The following is a 16,530-nucleotide window of genomic DNA, read 5'->3' as shown; positions in this document are numbered from 1 at the left end:
TATGATAAAACATATCAAATTCATTATAAGTAGCCTGCTTCTTTTAACAGCCTCGTTAACTTTCGCAGCTAATGCGGCTAATGAAGCAGCGCCTACCCCTATGCCCAGTTTGGCGCCTGCTTTAAAGAATATTATGCCTGCAATCGTAAATGTTGCGGTACAAGGTTATTTACCTGCTAATACATCCTCCCCAGGTGCAGCTGGAAATGATGAAGAAGCTCAAAACAGCAGACAACCCCATCAAGCAGCCCCTGAAAAAGGGCGTAAATTTGAAAGCATAGGCTCTGGTGTGATTGTTGATGCAAAAAATGGAATTATTATTACTAATGATCACGTCATTCGTAATGCAAATCTTGTCACAATTACATTACAGGATGGCCGACGTTTAAAAGCAAAATTGATTGGTAGTGATAGTGAAACAGATTTGGCCATATTAAAAATTAATGCAACCAATCTAAAATCCCTGCCTATAGGAGATTCTGATCAATTGCAGGTAGGTGATTTTGTAGTAGCAATTGGTAATCCTTTTGGCTTAAACAGTTTTGGTAACAGCCAGTCTGCAACGTTTGGTATTGTCAGTGCCTTAAAACGCAGCGACTTAAATATTGAAGGAGTAGAAAACTTTATCCAAACTGATGCTGCAATTAATCCAGGTAACTCTGGTGGTGCGTTAGTCAATACCAAAGGTGAGTTGATTGGAATTAATACTGCAATTCTTTCTCCTTATGGCGGTAACGTAGGAATAGGCTTTGCTATCCCTATCAATATGGCAAAAGATGTAGCACAACAAATCATTAAATTTGGTTCTATTCATCGTGGCTTAATGGGCATATTCGTTCAGCATTTAACTCCTGAACTTGCTCACTCACTAGGATATCCTGAAGATTTCCAAGGTGCATTAGTATCACAAGTTAATCCAAACTCTCCTGCTGAGCGTGCTGGTTTAAAATCAGGTGATATTATTACCCAAATTAACAATACAAAAATCACACAAGCGACTCAAGTAAAAACAACGATTAGTCTCTTACGTGTAGGTTCAAATGTTAAAATGGTTGTTCAACGTGATGGCAAGACCATTACGCTGGATGCAGTCGTTACTGACATTAAATCACATGAACAAAAACTGCAGTCAGAGAATCCTTTTCTTTATGGACTGGCATTAAGAAACTTTGAACAAGAAACACCACCTCATGGTAACGTTATTGGTGTACAAGTCGTGGGTGCCTCAGAAACAAGTGCAGGATGGCGTGCTGGTTTAAGACCTGGAGACATTATTATCTCTGCGAATAAAACTCCAGTTAAAGACGTTAAATCATTGCAACAAATGGCGCTACAGAAAAAAAATGAGTTATTAGTTCAAATATTACGTGGGCCAGGTGCCATGTATTTATTGATTATCTAACTTTCTCAAAATAATATAGCCTGGGTTAAGCATTACGTAATCCAGGCTTCTCCCCCAAAGCCATATCATCACAATCTAAAGAATAAAATAGCAATCCATGAGGTAATTACAAACTTAAGGAACCAGGTATGCCTGCTATTTCTTCTTCAAAAAACTCGAGAGGAATCTTCTTTGCATTGGATACACCTAAAGAACACTCCAGGTGGTTCATAATGAGCTCGTTAACCACCATAGCCACCGCGGCTAACACTAAAGCGGTTAACAAAAAAATTTCATAGTTCATATCCAATTTAAGCGCTAAAAGAGATGTCAGGAGTAAACCCAAACAACAACCCATTCTATTTCTAATGGTCTTATTCCAATAAAACGGACCGTTTTTTTCGTTTCGCAGTCTGTGTTCAAGCCTCAATTTCGCAAGTTGATTTTCTTTATAACTATGGTAATCCGAAGCTTTCTCTCGAAGCTCTTTATAAGTATGAGGGGGAAAAAAGCAATTGGCTTTCTGACTTATTCCGTTAAAACGTTTGCAACTTAAGGCGACAGAAACCATATCGTTCGGCTTAAGAATATAATTCTTATCTTTATTGCGTGCATTAAGAATCTCCAATAGCATCTCGCTGGCTAATTCATCAAAAGGATTTTGATTTTGTTGATTGGTGATGTGCATCGACTTTTCCTTTATTTTTAGCAGAAACCTCTTCGCCCGATTGGGAGCTCAAAAAAAGTATCTGGATATATCTTCAGCCCGCCAAATCACCCGGACTATAGTTTTTTGAAGGCTTTGATTTAAGATAAATTTTTAATAAATGAAAATCTAGTCTTTTATGAAATTAAAAACTCTAAATTTTCAATTTAGAGAACACGATTAACATTTTTCTATTAATCGCTTTATTGATTATGTTTTTGTTTTATAACCATCAGTCAGTAACACCGCGACTTTAGTCCCATTATAAAAAACTTATAAAAAAATGATTAAGCATATACTTTAGGAATAATCAGAAAAAAATCAAAAAAAATAGGTTTACAGACTTGACAATTTTCCATTAAAACGACAAAATCACGCGTCTTGTGGCTATGTAGCTCAGCCGGTTAGAGCGCGGCACTCATAATGCTGAGGTCGGTGGTTCGAGTCCACCCATAGCCACCATTAAATCAATCAATAAGTTACACCAACTGTCGAATGAAAACGCCTTCATAGCCACACTCTCTAAGCTGCTTCAAGTATAAACTTGGAACGTTCTTATCTCCCTGACGTTCAACAAAATGCCAATAACTAACTTGTACTAACTCTAAGAATAAAAAGAAGCAAATTCTATTGAATTCATATCAAACTATTTCAGTTAATACAAAATAAGACCTATTTGTCTATAATAAAAATTATCAGTATAAAATAAATTATTATTGATACCAAACCTCCCTTAGAGATGCGGTATCAAATTTTATGCTCTTAAACTATTCGATTAGGTTGCGCCTTTCATCAGAACAAATGGGTACTCAAGACCTTAATCTGTCGTGTTAAAAGTGCATTTTGATGTCTTGGATATCCGAGATTTTTAATGGTGAGAATTAATATGGAAAATTCCGATATTTCACAAGCAAAAACAATAACAATCATCAACAACTATCTAAAATGGCATAATCTGCCCATAAAATGGAATGCAACAGGCGTATGTAATGGTTTAGCTACAGTCCATGCTCATTATGTGCTTCAAGGAAAAGAAGATATTTTTTTTAAAATATTACATAAGATTTCAGCCATGAGTGAGGGAGACTTCAACCAATCCACAGTATGTGATTCTCCTGATGAAGATATTGATCATTTTATAAGTCAAATCGTTTTAGCCTATGATCCTAATCTTTTCGAAAAAACAATATCTCAAAGGGATTCGTATAAGGCTTTAAAAATTGATGGAAAACCTTTGGACTCAGATTTTGTGCTTCCATTGATTACATCGGAAGAAAACTGGGCAGAAATACTTAAAGATATGGATCTACAACATGGAGAGGTTTTAAAAATTGAATCACCTAATCATGCAATTTCAATCCATCGATTAAATGGTGAGTATGTAGTTTTTGATCCCAATTATCGAGAAGGAAGAAAAAAATTTAACTCCGAAGCGGAGTTAATGACCGAGTTACGAACCAATGTTTTCGAATTCCAAGATAGCAACATGGCACTAACATTCACGCGCATAACGCGCTCAGGATTCAAGCATAGCTCATCTTTTGAACAAGCTACCCCCGAAGATTATGCCAGGAAATATCTTGATCTTAATGCAATTGCTTCTTTCGACAATAAAACAATAACCAGTGCCGCACTCATAGCAAGATATGCTAATGAGCAGTTAATGCAAATCGGTCTAAGTAAAGATAAAAATAAAAATTGGACTGCCCTTGAACTTGAGCGTTTAGGTATTGAAGCGATACTGAGAAATAATACTCAAAGTATCATCCCTATTTTAACTCAATTAAATTTGTGCCCTGAAAATACCAAACAAGAAAAAGAAGATAAGCAAACAGCATTTTTAAGTATGATTTTATATTCCTTAAAGTTTGGCCGTGCCGAGGTTCTGAATAAACTCATAGAAAATGATTTGGGAAAAGAGGTTTTTCAGTGTATTGGTGGTGAGCAGTTATTAAATATGGCTGCTCGAGGAGGCAATAAAGAACTATTAATTGATATTCTCGAAAAAATTCAAACCAATCTAACCATAAAAACTCAAGAAGAGTCAGAAGCTCCTAAATCGGAAAATATAGAGGAAATTGCTCTCTCCGGCATGGAGGAAGAAATACAATCAGGCAGTCTTGCCGATTTATTAGGTGAAGATTCAATGATTGAATTATCAATGCCGACTCAATTGGCGCTAATGATTCTTAAAAAAGACTCTGACGGAAATAATCCAATTACCTTAGCCATAAAAGGACATTCTCCAGAATGTCTTGAAGTACTTTTAAACAAATTAAAACAAGAAGGTTATATTCTGAGTGAGAAGAAACAACAGAAATATTTGCTTCTTGCCATTCATACTAATAATCCGCATATGGTAGACACACTTATAAGTAATATGAGGCCTGAACAGGCAGCAGACATTGTGAGCAAAATATCTCTTTCCGCAGAACAAGTTAAAAAGCTCAACATACACATCCTTAAGACTTTGGAACAAAATGGAATGAGTTTTGATAAGCCCAGTCAAGATATTATTACTGAAAAAGCATCTAGAGAAATGAGTATCTTCGAAATTATTGGTGCTAAGTTAGTTAAATTTTTTGATTATATTCAAATTGCTTTAAGATCAAATCATTCAGAAAAAAGTAAAAAAACTCCTTTATCAGATCCTAATTCTTCACCTCATGCTGAAAATATAAATAATCTTAAAACGCCACCACATAAGGATCTTAAAGCAAAATTTCATCATTTTAAACAAAAACATCAGGAGCAAACATCTGAAAATCAATCAACCACTGAGATACAAAATACACTGGGAACGCCTACTTCTGTTAGTAATTGAATTAATTTGATATTAGTTTTCATTGCCAACTGGATTTTTTTAAACATGTTGTACCAATTAAAACCTATAATTAAGTTATTGAATTAATTGGGTACACAATCAATCTGCATAATGGTTAATTAATCGAATCTGTGCAGATGATGAGAGATTCAAAGAACTTTTAGGAATCCAAAATAATAATCTTGATAAGCTACGCTCAATAGTAACCAAGACAATTCAAGATGCTATCTCTGGAAAAAACACAATGAACCATCAATTTCACGGCTTTAAAAATCGGAATACATCAACAATGCGAAACATCAGTGCAAGCTTTTCATTGTGATTTTAAGCACTTCCACCCTAGTGAGCCATTTATTTCTCTCTCATACTTTTTAATTACAACACACCCTAGATACTTTAAATTGAATTTTTGTTATGTTTAATAAAACAATACGCTAACGACACTGCATCACAAAAAATTGACCAGTGTCTTTAAATTTTTTTTTGGAGAATAGAAATACTATGGAATGGTTAAAATCCTATTTTCTTAAAGATACCACTCTGAAAACTGAAATCATTGCAGGGATCACTACTTTTCTAACCATGGTGTATATCGCATTCATTAACCCAAGCATTCTTCATGAGGCAGGGATGGATCAGGGAGCGGTATTTACGGCTACATGTCTTATTACGGCCTTTGCCTGTTTCATGGCAGGGTTATTTGCTAACACCCCTATTGGCATTGCACCGGGCATGGCATTAAATATCTTCTTTTCTTATACAGTAGTACAAGGCATGGGGATAGCCTGGGAACAAGCATTAGCTATTGTTTTTCTTTCAGGTGTCTTGTTCTTTTTAATGTCACTTACCCCTCTGAGACGCCTATTAATCGAAGCAATTCCTCATAATTTACAAATCGCTATCTTAATAGGAATCAGCTTATTAATTGCTTTAATTACCTTACAAAACAATCAAATTATTATTGAGGATCAGCATAATTTAATGCGTCTTGGCGAAATTAATCGTCCAGAGAGCGGCTTATTTTTCTTAGGATTTTTACTCATACTGATTTTAGATTATTTTCAAATTCCTGGAGCGATTATCCTCGGGATACTCAGTATTACTGTTTTAAGCTTACTAACAGGTTTATCTACCTGGCAGGGATTAATTTCCCTGCCCCCTTCCATTAGCGCTACTTTTTTAAAACTCGATTTTTCTGGCCTAAATACCGTTCTCGCCTTAAAAGCCACATTTACCTTTTTTTTAATCGCAGTGTTTGATGCCACGGGAACTTTGATCGGTTTATTAAATCCCTCTGTATTTAAACAACAAAAAAACTATTCCAAACGTCTTAGTAATTGTTTAACCGTTGATGCTGCCTCTTCTGCTGTAGCAGGATTATTAGGCTCCGCAAGTACCTCCCCCTACATCGAGTCTGCAGCAGGAATTGAAGCAGGAGGACGTGGTGGAATAACTGCCATAGTTATCGCAATCGGTTTTCTCCTTATGTTATTTTTTTCACCTTTAGCGCGAATGATTCCTAACTTTGCAGTAGGCCCCGCTCTTTTGTATGTGGCTTGTTGTATGATGAAACACCTCACTGACATGAAATTACATGATGTAAGTGAAACAGCTCCTTGTATGGTTACAATCATGATGATTCCCTTTACTGCGTCTATTGCTGATGGAATTGGCGGGGGTATTATTCTCTATACTTTATTAAAGCTGTTAACACGACAAAAAATTAATTTTTTACTCTTCATATTAAGTATTGTTTTTGTAATATTTTTCCTTGTAAGTTAAACAATTAAAATACCGTATTATGAACGTCGGCAGTTTGCATAATAAAACACATACAATCTTAGGATAATTCACCGAAGAATTGCGTTTGTACAGAAAAATTGCTTTACTTAAACTGATCTGAATTACAGTATGTAATCACCATAACCCTTTCAGTTGGAGATTATTATGACAAAATTTTTTGATACAAAAACGAAAACCCTATTTGTTACTGGAGGAAGAACGCCAGTAGCTGATTTATCAGATAATCCACTCATGGAATTGCCTAATCCAGATGAAGTTCCCCCTGCTCTTGTACTGCGTAGACAAAATGCCGTAGCAGGAAGAAATGCTGAAAAAACTTACGTAAGTACGGCAGGTGAAGAGCTTCACGGAAATTATGATTTAAACGATCCCAGTAATGCGGATCTTGAAGAAGTCCGCGACACAATTTATTGCCCTTAACCCCTATACAGAAATCTCAGAGCCTTCTACACTTATCGAGAAAGAGTAGTAGAAGGCCACGCTCTAAGCTCATCCAATGTATTGATGCACTTAAATTTTTAAATGATCAGAAAAACATATACATTTAGCAAACCATCTGCATATAATACGTTAAGATGATATTTAAAATATACAACTTTGCATGCATTATCATCTGCAAGACGAATGAATACAATTCAATTCTTATTTAATGAGGATGAAATAATATGAGAAAACACGGACATCAGCAAAACCCTCACGAGCACACTCACCCATCAACAGTTCAACCACATGCTCACACTACAGTAGTTGTTACAACTCCAATGTTAGGTGCTCACCCTAATTCTTTCTATTATCATTCACACCAGCAACCCTATTATATACCCCAGCAACATCATTCACATCAACCATATCCTCATCAGCAGCCACATGCGCATGAGCATCACCACGATGAACATACCCATTCCCATACACCTAAATAAAAAAAGATCCCGGATAATGCTATGTTATCCGGGACTATAAAGTAAGAAATTTTTTTGACCTAGCAAAGGATAATAATCTATCGCAATGAATTTAAAATTCATGTCTCAAAATAAAAACAAGTAAATATAGAGATAGATTCTTAGCAGTTAAGATAATCTTGAAGCACAATTTTAAAAATGCTTCAAAATACCTTTAGTTACGAGTCAAAAAAACTATTGTAAGTTTATAAATTTAGTTATTATGTTACTTAATTAGGATTTTGCGATTTTTCAATGCGCTCGATAGTAATTATAATTTTAACATTTATTTGTTCTGCATTAATTCATGCAAACGAAATTAATATTTCCACAACTACCAAAAATGGGAATACTATTTTTTATTTGCAAGCAGGCGCATTTAATTTAGAAAAAGATGCAAAACAACGCCAACACGAATTATCTGTTCTCGTTAGTGAACCAGTTGAAATTAAAAATCTATCGGATAAGAAACTTTATCTTGTACAAATTGGACCAATTAATGATTATCTCACCGCACGTGCTTTGCAAAATAAATTAACTCAAAAAATCATCAATTCTAAAAAGAACAAGCAGATTGAAAATCAATCTCCTCCTTTAGCCCAATCCAACCAACCCGACAGCTCAAGTGAGCAAGCAGAAGCACCACCGTTGCCAAACAATAAATTATGGAACTTAAGAAATGCGGATATCAGAGCTGTTATCGCTGAAGTGTCTCGAGTAACTGGAAAAAACTTTGTCATTGATCCTCGAGTACAAGGAAAAATATCCATCGTATCAACCACACCAATGAACAATGACGAGCTCTACGAAGTGTTTCTTTCTGTTTTGCAAGTCTCAGGTTATGCTGCAATACCTAGTGGTGCGATCATTAAAATTATTCCCAATATTGATGCAAAAACACAATCACCTGATTTTCCAAGCGGAATGCAACAGCCCCCTAAAGGCGATGACATGATGGTGGCTGTCGTGCCGGTTCATTATGTTCCATCCGAGCAATTAGTACCTGTTTTACGACCATTGATGCCCCAATGGAGTAGTATCTCAGCGTATGCCCCCTCAAACATGCTCATTTTGTCAGGAAGAGCCAACAACATTCGTAGTCTTGCGGAAATCATCAAACAAGTAGATACTTCATCAGCAAACGGTATCGATATGGTTCATTTAAGACATTCATTAGCCATGGATATCGCCGCTACATTAAAAGATCTTGTTAAAGTTCAACCCAGCATGGGAGGATCGCGCACACAGTTAACTGTTGCTGCCGATGATCGCTCCAACTCTCTATTAATCAGTGGCTCCAAAACAGACAGAATACGTCTTAGGATGTTAATATTAAAATTAGATAAAGAAAGCTCGGAAGGACAGAACAGCAATACGCAAGTTGTTTATCTCAACTACCTCAGAGCAGAAGACCTGGTCCCCATTCTTGCCGGTATTGCACAGGCAAATTTCAGTGGGAATGTTGGAACAACCATTGGTACGATTACTCGTCCTATCTTGGACAGTACAAACCCTGCTTCCAATCTTACCAGTAACTCAAACATACAAGGCTCCAATGCCAGTTCTAGTTCTCTTTATTCATCAGGATCAGGTAGCGGCCCGTCTCCCCTCACTGCATCAGGAGCTACTGCAAATACTACGACTGCAACAACGCAAAATGAAGGAACAACCAAACCATCTGTTCAAATTATTGCTGAGCCTAACACAAATTCTATTATTCTTAATGCACCCGCATCAGTAATACGTATTTTGAAAAGAGTAATTACTCAACTGGATATTAAACCAGCGCAATTACTTATAGAAGCATTAGTCGCAGAAATAAACCAATCGGATATTAATGATTTGGGTATTGAATGGGGAAGTAATCAATTAACTGGAAGGCCTCAAGATTTTAGACCAGGATTTGCTATAATTAATAGTGGAACCAGATTGGATGATTTACAAGCACAAATATATGCTTTGGCCAGAGAGAACAAAGCGAATATTTTATCAACACCCTCCGTTGTAGTTCTTGATAATCGCCAAGCCAAGATATTGGTAGGTAAACAGGTTTCGATTGCATCAACAACTCAGCCTGCTAATGCTGGAGGGACAACAAATGGCGGTGTTCCATTTACCACTTTTGATCGAGTTAACGTTGCATTACATCTCTATGTTCGACCACAAATCACGCGTGGGAATGGAATTCAACTGCAAATCGACCAAGGTAATGACACACTGGATCCACCCGTTGTTGCTCCAAACGTGACTACTCCAACATTTCGAATTAGCAGTATCGTCACCTCCGTTCATGTTGAGAGCGGTGATGCAGTTGTTTTAGGCGGTTTGACTCAAGACAGTCTAAATAATGACAATAATCGTTTACCTATTTTAGGAGATATACCAGGTGTGGGTCGTATATTCAAACGGAAAATAAATTCTCGTGAAAAACGCGTGCTTATGGTCTTTATTAAACCCCTAATATTGCGTAATGAACGTGATAACATGCATATGACAAGTGAAAAATACAACCGTGTTCGCCAATACGAACTGGATTGGCTAAGATCACAAGATGCGTTTGTACAAAGCAATAACTCAACCGTATTGCCTGCTTTGAAACGTGCTGAATTGCCCAAACCGTTTCATCGCCCACCTTTACTAGTAACGAAGTAAGCCATGGAAAACGAAGAGAAACTACTGAAAATCCCATACAGCTTTGCGAAAAACCATGGGATTGTTGTTGCGAATGAAATGAGCGATAACCATGCCCTTGTTTATTATTTACCTGATACATCACTACAAGCCCTTGCAGAGATAAAACGTTTATTACAATGTGACTTTACTCTTAAACAGGTTGATGAATCAGCCTTTCAACAACATTTAGCACACGTGTATCAATCTAAATCATCGATATTAGAAGCTGCCGGGGGCATGGAAGAAGATATGGATCTCTCATTGCTGGCAAGTCAATTGCCAGTAAGTGAAGATTTGTTAGAAAATCAGGATGATGCGCCAATAATCCGTTTATTAAATGCATTATTTACTCAAGCAATAAAACAAAAAGCCTCTGATATTCATATTGAAACTTATGAAGATAGAGTATTAGTACGCAATCGTATTGATGGTGTTTTACATGAGGTTTTAGAAATTCAGCGCGCCATAGCCCCCTTAGTCATTTCTAGAGTCAAAGTTATGGCCAAACTGGATATTGCAGAAAAACGCATTCCACAAGATGGTCGTATTTCACTACGCATTGGCGGTCATAATATTGACGTTCGGGTTTCAACCCTTCCCTCAAACCATGGCGAACGTGTAGTTTTGAGGATTTTGGATAAACAAGCTGCACAATTGGATTTAAACCTATTAGGCATGCCACAACCCACAGTAAAAGCCATGCGAAAAATGATCGCAGAGCCGCATGGCATTATTTTGGTTACTGGACCAACCGGTTCCGGGAAAACTACTTCTTTATACGCTATGTTAACTGAGCTAAATGAAGTCACACGTAATATTTTAACGATCGAAGATCCCATAGAGTATGATCTTGAAGGTATTGGACAAACACAGGTTAATACCAAGGTACAAATGACCTTTGCCAAGGGTTTAAGAGCAATTCTCAGACAAGATCCCGATGTAGTCATGATAGGAGAAATTCGTGATTTGGAAACTGCTGAAATTGCAGTTCAAGCCAGTCTTACAGGACACTTGGTATTGTCAACCTTACATACAAACAGTGCACTAGGTGCACTTACTCGTTTACGCGATATGGGAGTTGAATCTTTTCTCTTATCTTCAAGTATCGTTGGACTTATCGCACAACGATTGGTGAGAAAACTATGCCCTCAATGCAAAACACCACATCAATTAAGAGACGACGAAAAAGAACTTATGGGACTCACAGCAGACACAGATATATCAAAAGTTTTTGAACCCAAAGGTTGCGACTTCTGCAATCACTTAGGCTATAAAGGAAGAACAGGAATTTATGAACTGATTACTGTAGATGAAACGCTAAGAGGAATGATTCATCGCCATGAAAATTTGCAAGCGATGGAAAATTATTTACGCCCTGCCACACCCAGTATTCGTGATGACGGATTTAAGCGAGTACTCGCTGGTGATACGTCACTGGCTGAAATTCTTCGTGTAACAACCCAAGGTTAGTGATTAAATATAAAAATACTGCAAGGGGAATTACATCAAAAAGAATCACAAACGGTATCAAGCAGCAAGTTCATTGGAAAAGTATCAAATTTAATATCTAAAAATGATACGCATTTTGGAAATGACATAGAAATGCAACCCATCTAAAACGTGCATGATTTTTATTTCGAGCGATTGATGTAAAACAGCGCTTGAAGAAAACTCAAAAACTTGAGAAATTCCCCAACTACTAAATCTGCAATCCATTCCTCTTGCACTGCATGAAAATTTATCACCGTTAGCATGGTTGGAAGGAGTTTTCTCATAAGTAGAATTTCTTTCCTAAAGATAGCGATGTAAACTGGAAAGTTTCAGTTTTTGCTAAAAATTTGTTTTCTTATTAATAGATAGAAAATTCCTATGAAAATCAAATGTTAATGGTTACTATATAAAATAGCTTCAATGCCCTAAAAAACATCTTATGATAATATGGAATAAAGTTGCTTTTAATGATTAAGAAGTGTTGGCAAATAAAAGGAAGTGTTATGCAGCTTTGGATCAAAGGATTTATTTGTTTCAGCATATATACATTAGTCTCCTGTACTGTTTCTCTACCTCAGCAAAGCCAGGTTAAAAATATAAAAACTGTTCCAAGCATGGAGCATTCCATTAAAAAGAGCTTACAAAAAAAAGAGATTTTTTCTAAAGGAAAATGGCCAAACAGACAATGGTGGTTATCTTATAACAGCCCTGAGCTCAACACTTTAGTTACAGAAGCTTTAGCTAACAATCCTTCAATTCACGAAATCAAAAAACGTATTGAAATTGCTAAACAGCGGGCAGTTGTTACACGCTCGCTATTAGCCCCTTTAGTTTTTTTTAATGCACATGAAAATCGGCAATATGTAAGTAAAAACGGTTTATATCGCGCATTCAATCCTAATTTTCCTTTAAGTGCCAGACTCTTGGATCTTTCTCTTTCTTTTACTTATGAATTTGATTTTTGGGGAAAAAACCGTAATCTTTTTTATGCCGCGTTAGGAGAAGCAAAAGTTCAAGAGGCGGAAGCTGCTGAAGTAGAGCTGATTACAAGTACCGCAATTGCACAAGCTTATTTTGCTTATAAAACAAATCTTATAAGAAAAAAATTATATACACAGTTAATTGAAGTACGACAAAAAATTGCAAAATTACAAAATTTATTGGTACACAAAGGACTTTCTTCAAAATTACCTGCATTAGAAACTTCAGAAAAATTACTTGAATCCCAAAAATTATTATCAAGCATTACAGATGAATTGACTACCAATAAACACTTGATTAATACTTTAGCAGGACGTGGACCAGATGATTCTCTATTGACTCATTCCACCCTCTCCCCGCTGCCCAAAACGCTGAACATTCCCCAAATACTGCCATTGGATTTCTTAGCCCGCAGACCTGATCTTATGGCGCAAATTTGGCGTGCTAAAGCTTTAGCCTATAAAACAGGAGCAGCAATGGCAGAATATTATCCTGATATCAATCTCATTGGTCTGATTGGTTTGGAAAGCACAAGTTGGCGAAAGTTTTTTGATTTATCGAGTGGTACTGCGGCAATTAGACCTGCATTGCAATTACCTATTTTCACTGCAGGAGCGATCCGTGCTAATATCAAAGCAACCAAGGCACAATTTGATGCAGCGATTGACGCATACAATAATTTGCTCTTATACAGTACTCAAGAAGTTCTTGATGTCTTAGCTTTTGCTGGGGATATCTATCAGCAAAAAATAGAACAAAAAAAAGTGGTGGAATATGCGAAACAGCGTTACCAATTAAGTTACTTGCGCCAACAAAAAGGCTTAGACAGTTTATTTGATCTTTATTTTTTACAAGAAGAAGTCATTCAAAAAGAGCTTGTAGATGTTACTCTACTCTATAACCAATATTTAGCCTCTATAAAATTAAACAAAGCATTGGGAGGAGGTTACTATCAAAATACGATACCCTTGGTGAAACACTCATGAAACAAAGATCTGCCTCTTTTTATTTTGCCGTCATTCTTATCGTTTTATTTATTTTCTTTTTTTTGTATTGGCTTTTTGTATGGAGCCAGCAAGTTTATACCAATGATGCCTATGTACAAGGGAATCAGGTCTACATCAAATCCTTGCGCCCAGGATTCGTTACAGGTATCTATACTGACGATAGTTTTTTAGTAAAAAAAGGACAACTCCTTGTTACATTAAATGAAACAGATTCACACATAGCTTTGGAAAAAGCTAAGAAGAAACTTGCCAGTACAGTGCGTGATGTATCCCAGGCATTTCATGATGTGTTTATATTGGCTGCAGACATTGAAATGAAAAAAGCGCAACTTTTAAAAGCACAACAAAACCTTAAACATCGTCATGATGTCATTGGCGCTAAAGGAGTTTCTTTAGAAGATTATCAAAATGCGCAAGATGATCTAAAAGCATCCATTGCCTCATTAAAAAGTACTAAGAATAAATATCAAAAAATGCTCGCTTTTGTACAAGGCACGTCCATTACTGAGCATCCCTGGGTACAGGCAGCTGCGCAAGAAGTACGCGATGCGTGGGTACAATTATATCGAACTAAAATTTATGCGCCCGTAGACGGATTGGTAGCACAAAGAACAATTCAAGTAGGTATGTGGATTTCTCCTAAAGAACCACTTATGTCTATTATTCCCCTGGATCAAATATGGGTAAATGCCAATTATAAAGAAACCCAGCTGAAAAAAGTGCGCATTGGACAAAGCGTTAAGTTAACTTCTGATCTTTATGGTTCTGATGTTGTATTTCACGGAAAAATTGTCGGCTTGCCAGGAGGTGCAGGGAATGTTTTTTCATTATTACCGCCTGAAAACCTCTCAGGAAACTGGATTAAAATCGTTCAAAGATTACCAGTGCGGATTGCTCTAGTACAGGATGAACTAATAAAACATCCTCTGCGAATTGGCCTTTCTTTAGAAGTAACTACAGATCTTTCCGATCAAAATGGCCCCTTAGTGCCCACCTCAACTTCTGGCTCACCACATTATGTTACTGATATTTTCCAAAAAGAAGAAACAGGCGATGAAAAGCTTATAGCAGAGATTATTAAGAGTAATTTGGATCCTAATCTTAAGAAGTATGCCAATTCACCTCTAGTTTTAAATAAGATCGACTTAAATGAGATGAACAAACAATGATTCTCTATATTTTACTCTTATCACTTGCTGCAGTAATCTTCAATCTTACCTTACCAATTATGGCAGGTCTGTATATTGTAAGTGATCTGGGCGGAAGTCCCTATATGACTTCGTATACGGTCAGTTTTTTTTGTATTGGCAATCTCTTAGGAGTACCTTTAGGAAAACCCGGAGTAACACGATTAAGTCCTATTCAACTTTTTGTAGTCTGTCTCAGCCTGACCGCATTATGTTCATTGGGATGTGCTACTGCGAGTGATTTCTTTACATTTATATTATTCAGGTTTTTAGAAGGTTTTGCTTCAGGACCAATGTTTCTTCTTATTACATGTACGCTTATTCCCTTACTCTCTTCCAATAAAGATAAAGTCTATATTGTATCTTTAGTATTGATTTGTCTTTCCATCATTCCCGTAATCGGTGCATCATATGGTGCTTGGATTGCTTACAGCTACCATTGGCGATTCCTTTTTTTCTCTAACATCCCTTTATGTATCTTTTTAATTCTGTATGTTGGCTATGGTTACAGAAAATATCATGAACCCGTAAAAAAAACATATTTTGATAAACTTGGATATTTTTACTATTGCATCAGCATGATTTTTATTGGACCTGCTTTAACTACTGGCCAGGAGTTAGATTGGTTTCGTTCTTCTTTAATTACTTTTTTGCTTGTTTTTGGTGTAATCAGTCTTATTTTTTTTGTTTTACGCAGTTGGTCAGCCCCACATCCCGTCATTGATTTGAAATTACTTAAAAATTTTTATTTTTCACTCGCAATGATCTACATCGCATTATTTTTTGCCCTCTATTTTGGCATGGTAATCTTGTTGTCTTTGTGGCTAAAGCTTTATGTTAATTACACTCCTGATTGGATTGCCCTCATCATAGGAACAATGGCATTCTGTGGATGGATACCCGTATTCATCAATAAGAGACAATATGAACCATTCTTTCCCTTAATCATTGCTTTGCTCTTTTTTGCCATTTCCTGTTTCTATACCACATACTTTAATGTAGATATCAATTTTAATCGAATTGCATTTTCGCGTGGATTAGCCGGTATTGGGCTTGCGCTGTTTTTATCTCCCCTCTTTCAATTATCAGTACAAACTCATCCTGAAACGAAACTTGCCGAATGCATAGGCTTCTTTCATGTTTCACGCTTGCTTGGCAGTGGATTAGGAGTGGCTCTATTTCTTATTTTATGGCATAGACGAGAAGTATTTTATCATCATCGCTTAGGAAGCAAATTAACTGCATTTTCCCAGGAAACACAGCAATTTCTAGAAAAAGCAAAATTATTACATATTCAGGGAAAACACGCTTCGGCTCAATTAAATTTCTATCTTACGCGACAGGCTACTGCTTTAGCCCTTGATGATTGCTTTTATCTTATGGGTTGGATGGCTCTCTTATTACTGTTTTTTTTAATCATTATTTTTCTATTTCGTAGTAAAAAAAATTCGGTTCTAACAAAGAAAGATAAGAGTCCACTATTAGTAGATAAAGGTATTTCCGAACAAAGATCTTAAAACTGGAGCCTAAGTATAACCA

General features: G+C 36.4%; 11 protein-coding genes and 1 tRNA gene. 11 read left to right on the top strand and 1 reads right to left on the bottom strand.

Features of this window, described 5'->3' with window-relative positions:
• The first annotated feature begins 1 nt into the window (after position 1).
• Positions 2–1,402 carry a Do family serine endopeptidase gene (locus DY223_RS06980; RefSeq protein WP_058459248.1) on the top strand — a complete coding sequence of 467 codons (1,401 nt, stop codon included), beginning with the start codon at positions 2–4 and terminating at the stop codon, positions 1,400–1,402.
• Positions 1,403–1,508: 106 nt separating this feature from the next.
• Here the strand turns inward: DY223_RS06980 and DY223_RS06975 are convergent, their stop codons facing one another.
• Positions 1,509–2,069: a hypothetical protein gene (locus DY223_RS06975; RefSeq protein ID WP_058459247.1), complete on the bottom strand. Its 561-nt coding sequence runs from the start codon at positions 2,067–2,069 to the stop codon at positions 1,509–1,511.
• A gap of 403 nt (positions 2,070–2,472) precedes the next feature.
• Between DY223_RS06975 and DY223_RS06970 the strand changes: the two genes are divergently transcribed.
• The 10 genes from DY223_RS06970 to DY223_RS06925 all read left to right on the top strand — a co-directional run bounded on the left by DY223_RS06970 (position 2,473) and on the right by DY223_RS06925 (position 16,508).
• Positions 2,473–2,549, top strand: a tRNA-Met gene (locus tag DY223_RS06970).
• Between the two features lie 424 nt (positions 2,550–2,973).
• Positions 2,974–4,911: a hypothetical protein gene (locus tag DY223_RS06965; RefSeq protein ID WP_058459246.1), complete on the top strand. Its 1,938-nt coding sequence runs from the start codon at positions 2,974–2,976 to the stop codon at positions 4,909–4,911.
• Between the two features lie 501 nt (positions 4,912–5,412).
• Positions 5,413–6,693 carry an NCS2 family permease gene (locus DY223_RS06960; RefSeq protein WP_058459245.1) on the top strand — a complete coding sequence of 427 codons (1,281 nt, stop codon included), beginning with the start codon at positions 5,413–5,415 and terminating at the stop codon, positions 6,691–6,693.
• Positions 6,694–6,858: 165 nt separating this feature from the next.
• Entirely contained in the window at positions 6,859–7,134 is a 276-nt protein-coding gene (locus DY223_RS06955; RefSeq protein ID WP_058459244.1) for a hypothetical protein, read from the top strand.
• 245 nt (positions 7,135–7,379) lie between these two features.
• Positions 7,380–7,634, top strand: a complete 255-nt coding sequence (locus DY223_RS06950) for a hypothetical protein (RefSeq protein WP_058459243.1) — start codon at positions 7,380–7,382, stop codon at positions 7,632–7,634.
• A gap of 273 nt (positions 7,635–7,907) precedes the next feature.
• The gene (lspD, locus tag DY223_RS06945; RefSeq protein ID WP_058459242.1) at positions 7,908–10,304 is read left to right on the top strand and encodes a GspD family T2SS secretin variant LspD; all 2,397 of its coding nucleotides are present in this window, start codon (positions 7,908–7,910) and stop codon (positions 10,302–10,304) included.
• 3 nt (positions 10,305–10,307) lie between these two features.
• Positions 10,308–11,795 carry a GspE family T2SS ATPase variant LspE gene (lspE, locus tag DY223_RS06940; protein WP_058459241.1) on the top strand — a complete coding sequence of 496 codons (1,488 nt, stop codon included), beginning with the start codon at positions 10,308–10,310 and terminating at the stop codon, positions 11,793–11,795.
• A 524-nt stretch (positions 11,796–12,319) separates the two neighbouring features.
• Positions 12,320–13,783: an efflux transporter outer membrane subunit gene (locus DY223_RS06935; protein ID WP_058459240.1), complete on the top strand. Its 1,464-nt coding sequence runs from the start codon at positions 12,320–12,322 to the stop codon at positions 13,781–13,783.
• The gene (locus DY223_RS06930) at positions 13,780–14,973 is read left to right on the top strand and encodes an HlyD/EmrA/EmrK family protein (RefSeq protein ID WP_058459239.1); all 1,194 of its coding nucleotides are present in this window, start codon (positions 13,780–13,782) and stop codon (positions 14,971–14,973) included. Before DY223_RS06935 ends, DY223_RS06930 begins: the two co-directional genes overlap by 4 nt.
• Positions 14,970–16,508, top strand: a complete 1,539-nt coding sequence (locus tag DY223_RS06925) for an MFS transporter (RefSeq protein WP_058459238.1) — start codon at positions 14,970–14,972, stop codon at positions 16,506–16,508. Before DY223_RS06930 ends, DY223_RS06925 begins: the two co-directional genes overlap by 4 nt.
• Positions 16,509–16,530: the final 22 nt, after the last annotated feature.

It is taken from the genome of Legionella bozemanae (genome assembly GCF_900450575.1).
Taxonomy (GTDB): Bacteria; Pseudomonadota; Gammaproteobacteria; order Legionellales; family Legionellaceae; genus Legionella; species Legionella bozemanae.
Note: the sequence above shows the minus strand (reverse complement) of the source record. Positions and strands in the feature narration are given on the sequence as shown.

Bases quoted from the DNA above. Each gene is read 5' to 3' on its own strand.
- DY223_RS06980 (WP_058459248.1), top strand. From the start codon at position 2: ATGATAAAACATATCAAATTCATTATAAGTAGCCTGCTTCTTTTAACA.
- DY223_RS06975 (WP_058459247.1), bottom strand. From the start codon at position 2,069: ATGCACATCACCAATCAACAAAATCAAAATCCTTTTGATGAATTAGCC.
- DY223_RS06965 (WP_058459246.1), top strand. From the start codon at position 2,974: ATGGAAAATTCCGATATTTCACAAGCAAAAACAATAACAATCATCAAC.
- DY223_RS06960 (WP_058459245.1), top strand. From the start codon at position 5,413: ATGGAATGGTTAAAATCCTATTTTCTTAAAGATACCACTCTGAAAACT.
- DY223_RS06955 (WP_058459244.1), top strand. From the start codon at position 6,859: ATGACAAAATTTTTTGATACAAAAACGAAAACCCTATTTGTTACTGGA.
- DY223_RS06950 (WP_058459243.1), top strand. From the start codon at position 7,380: ATGAGAAAACACGGACATCAGCAAAACCCTCACGAGCACACTCACCCA.
- lspD (WP_058459242.1), top strand. From the start codon at position 7,908: ATGCGCTCGATAGTAATTATAATTTTAACATTTATTTGTTCTGCATTA.
- lspE (WP_058459241.1), top strand. From the start codon at position 10,308: ATGGAAAACGAAGAGAAACTACTGAAAATCCCATACAGCTTTGCGAAA.
- DY223_RS06935 (WP_058459240.1), top strand. From the start codon at position 12,320: ATGCAGCTTTGGATCAAAGGATTTATTTGTTTCAGCATATATACATTA.
- DY223_RS06930 (WP_058459239.1), top strand. From the start codon at position 13,780: ATGAAACAAAGATCTGCCTCTTTTTATTTTGCCGTCATTCTTATCGTT.
- DY223_RS06925 (WP_058459238.1), top strand. From the start codon at position 14,970: ATGATTCTCTATATTTTACTCTTATCACTTGCTGCAGTAATCTTCAAT.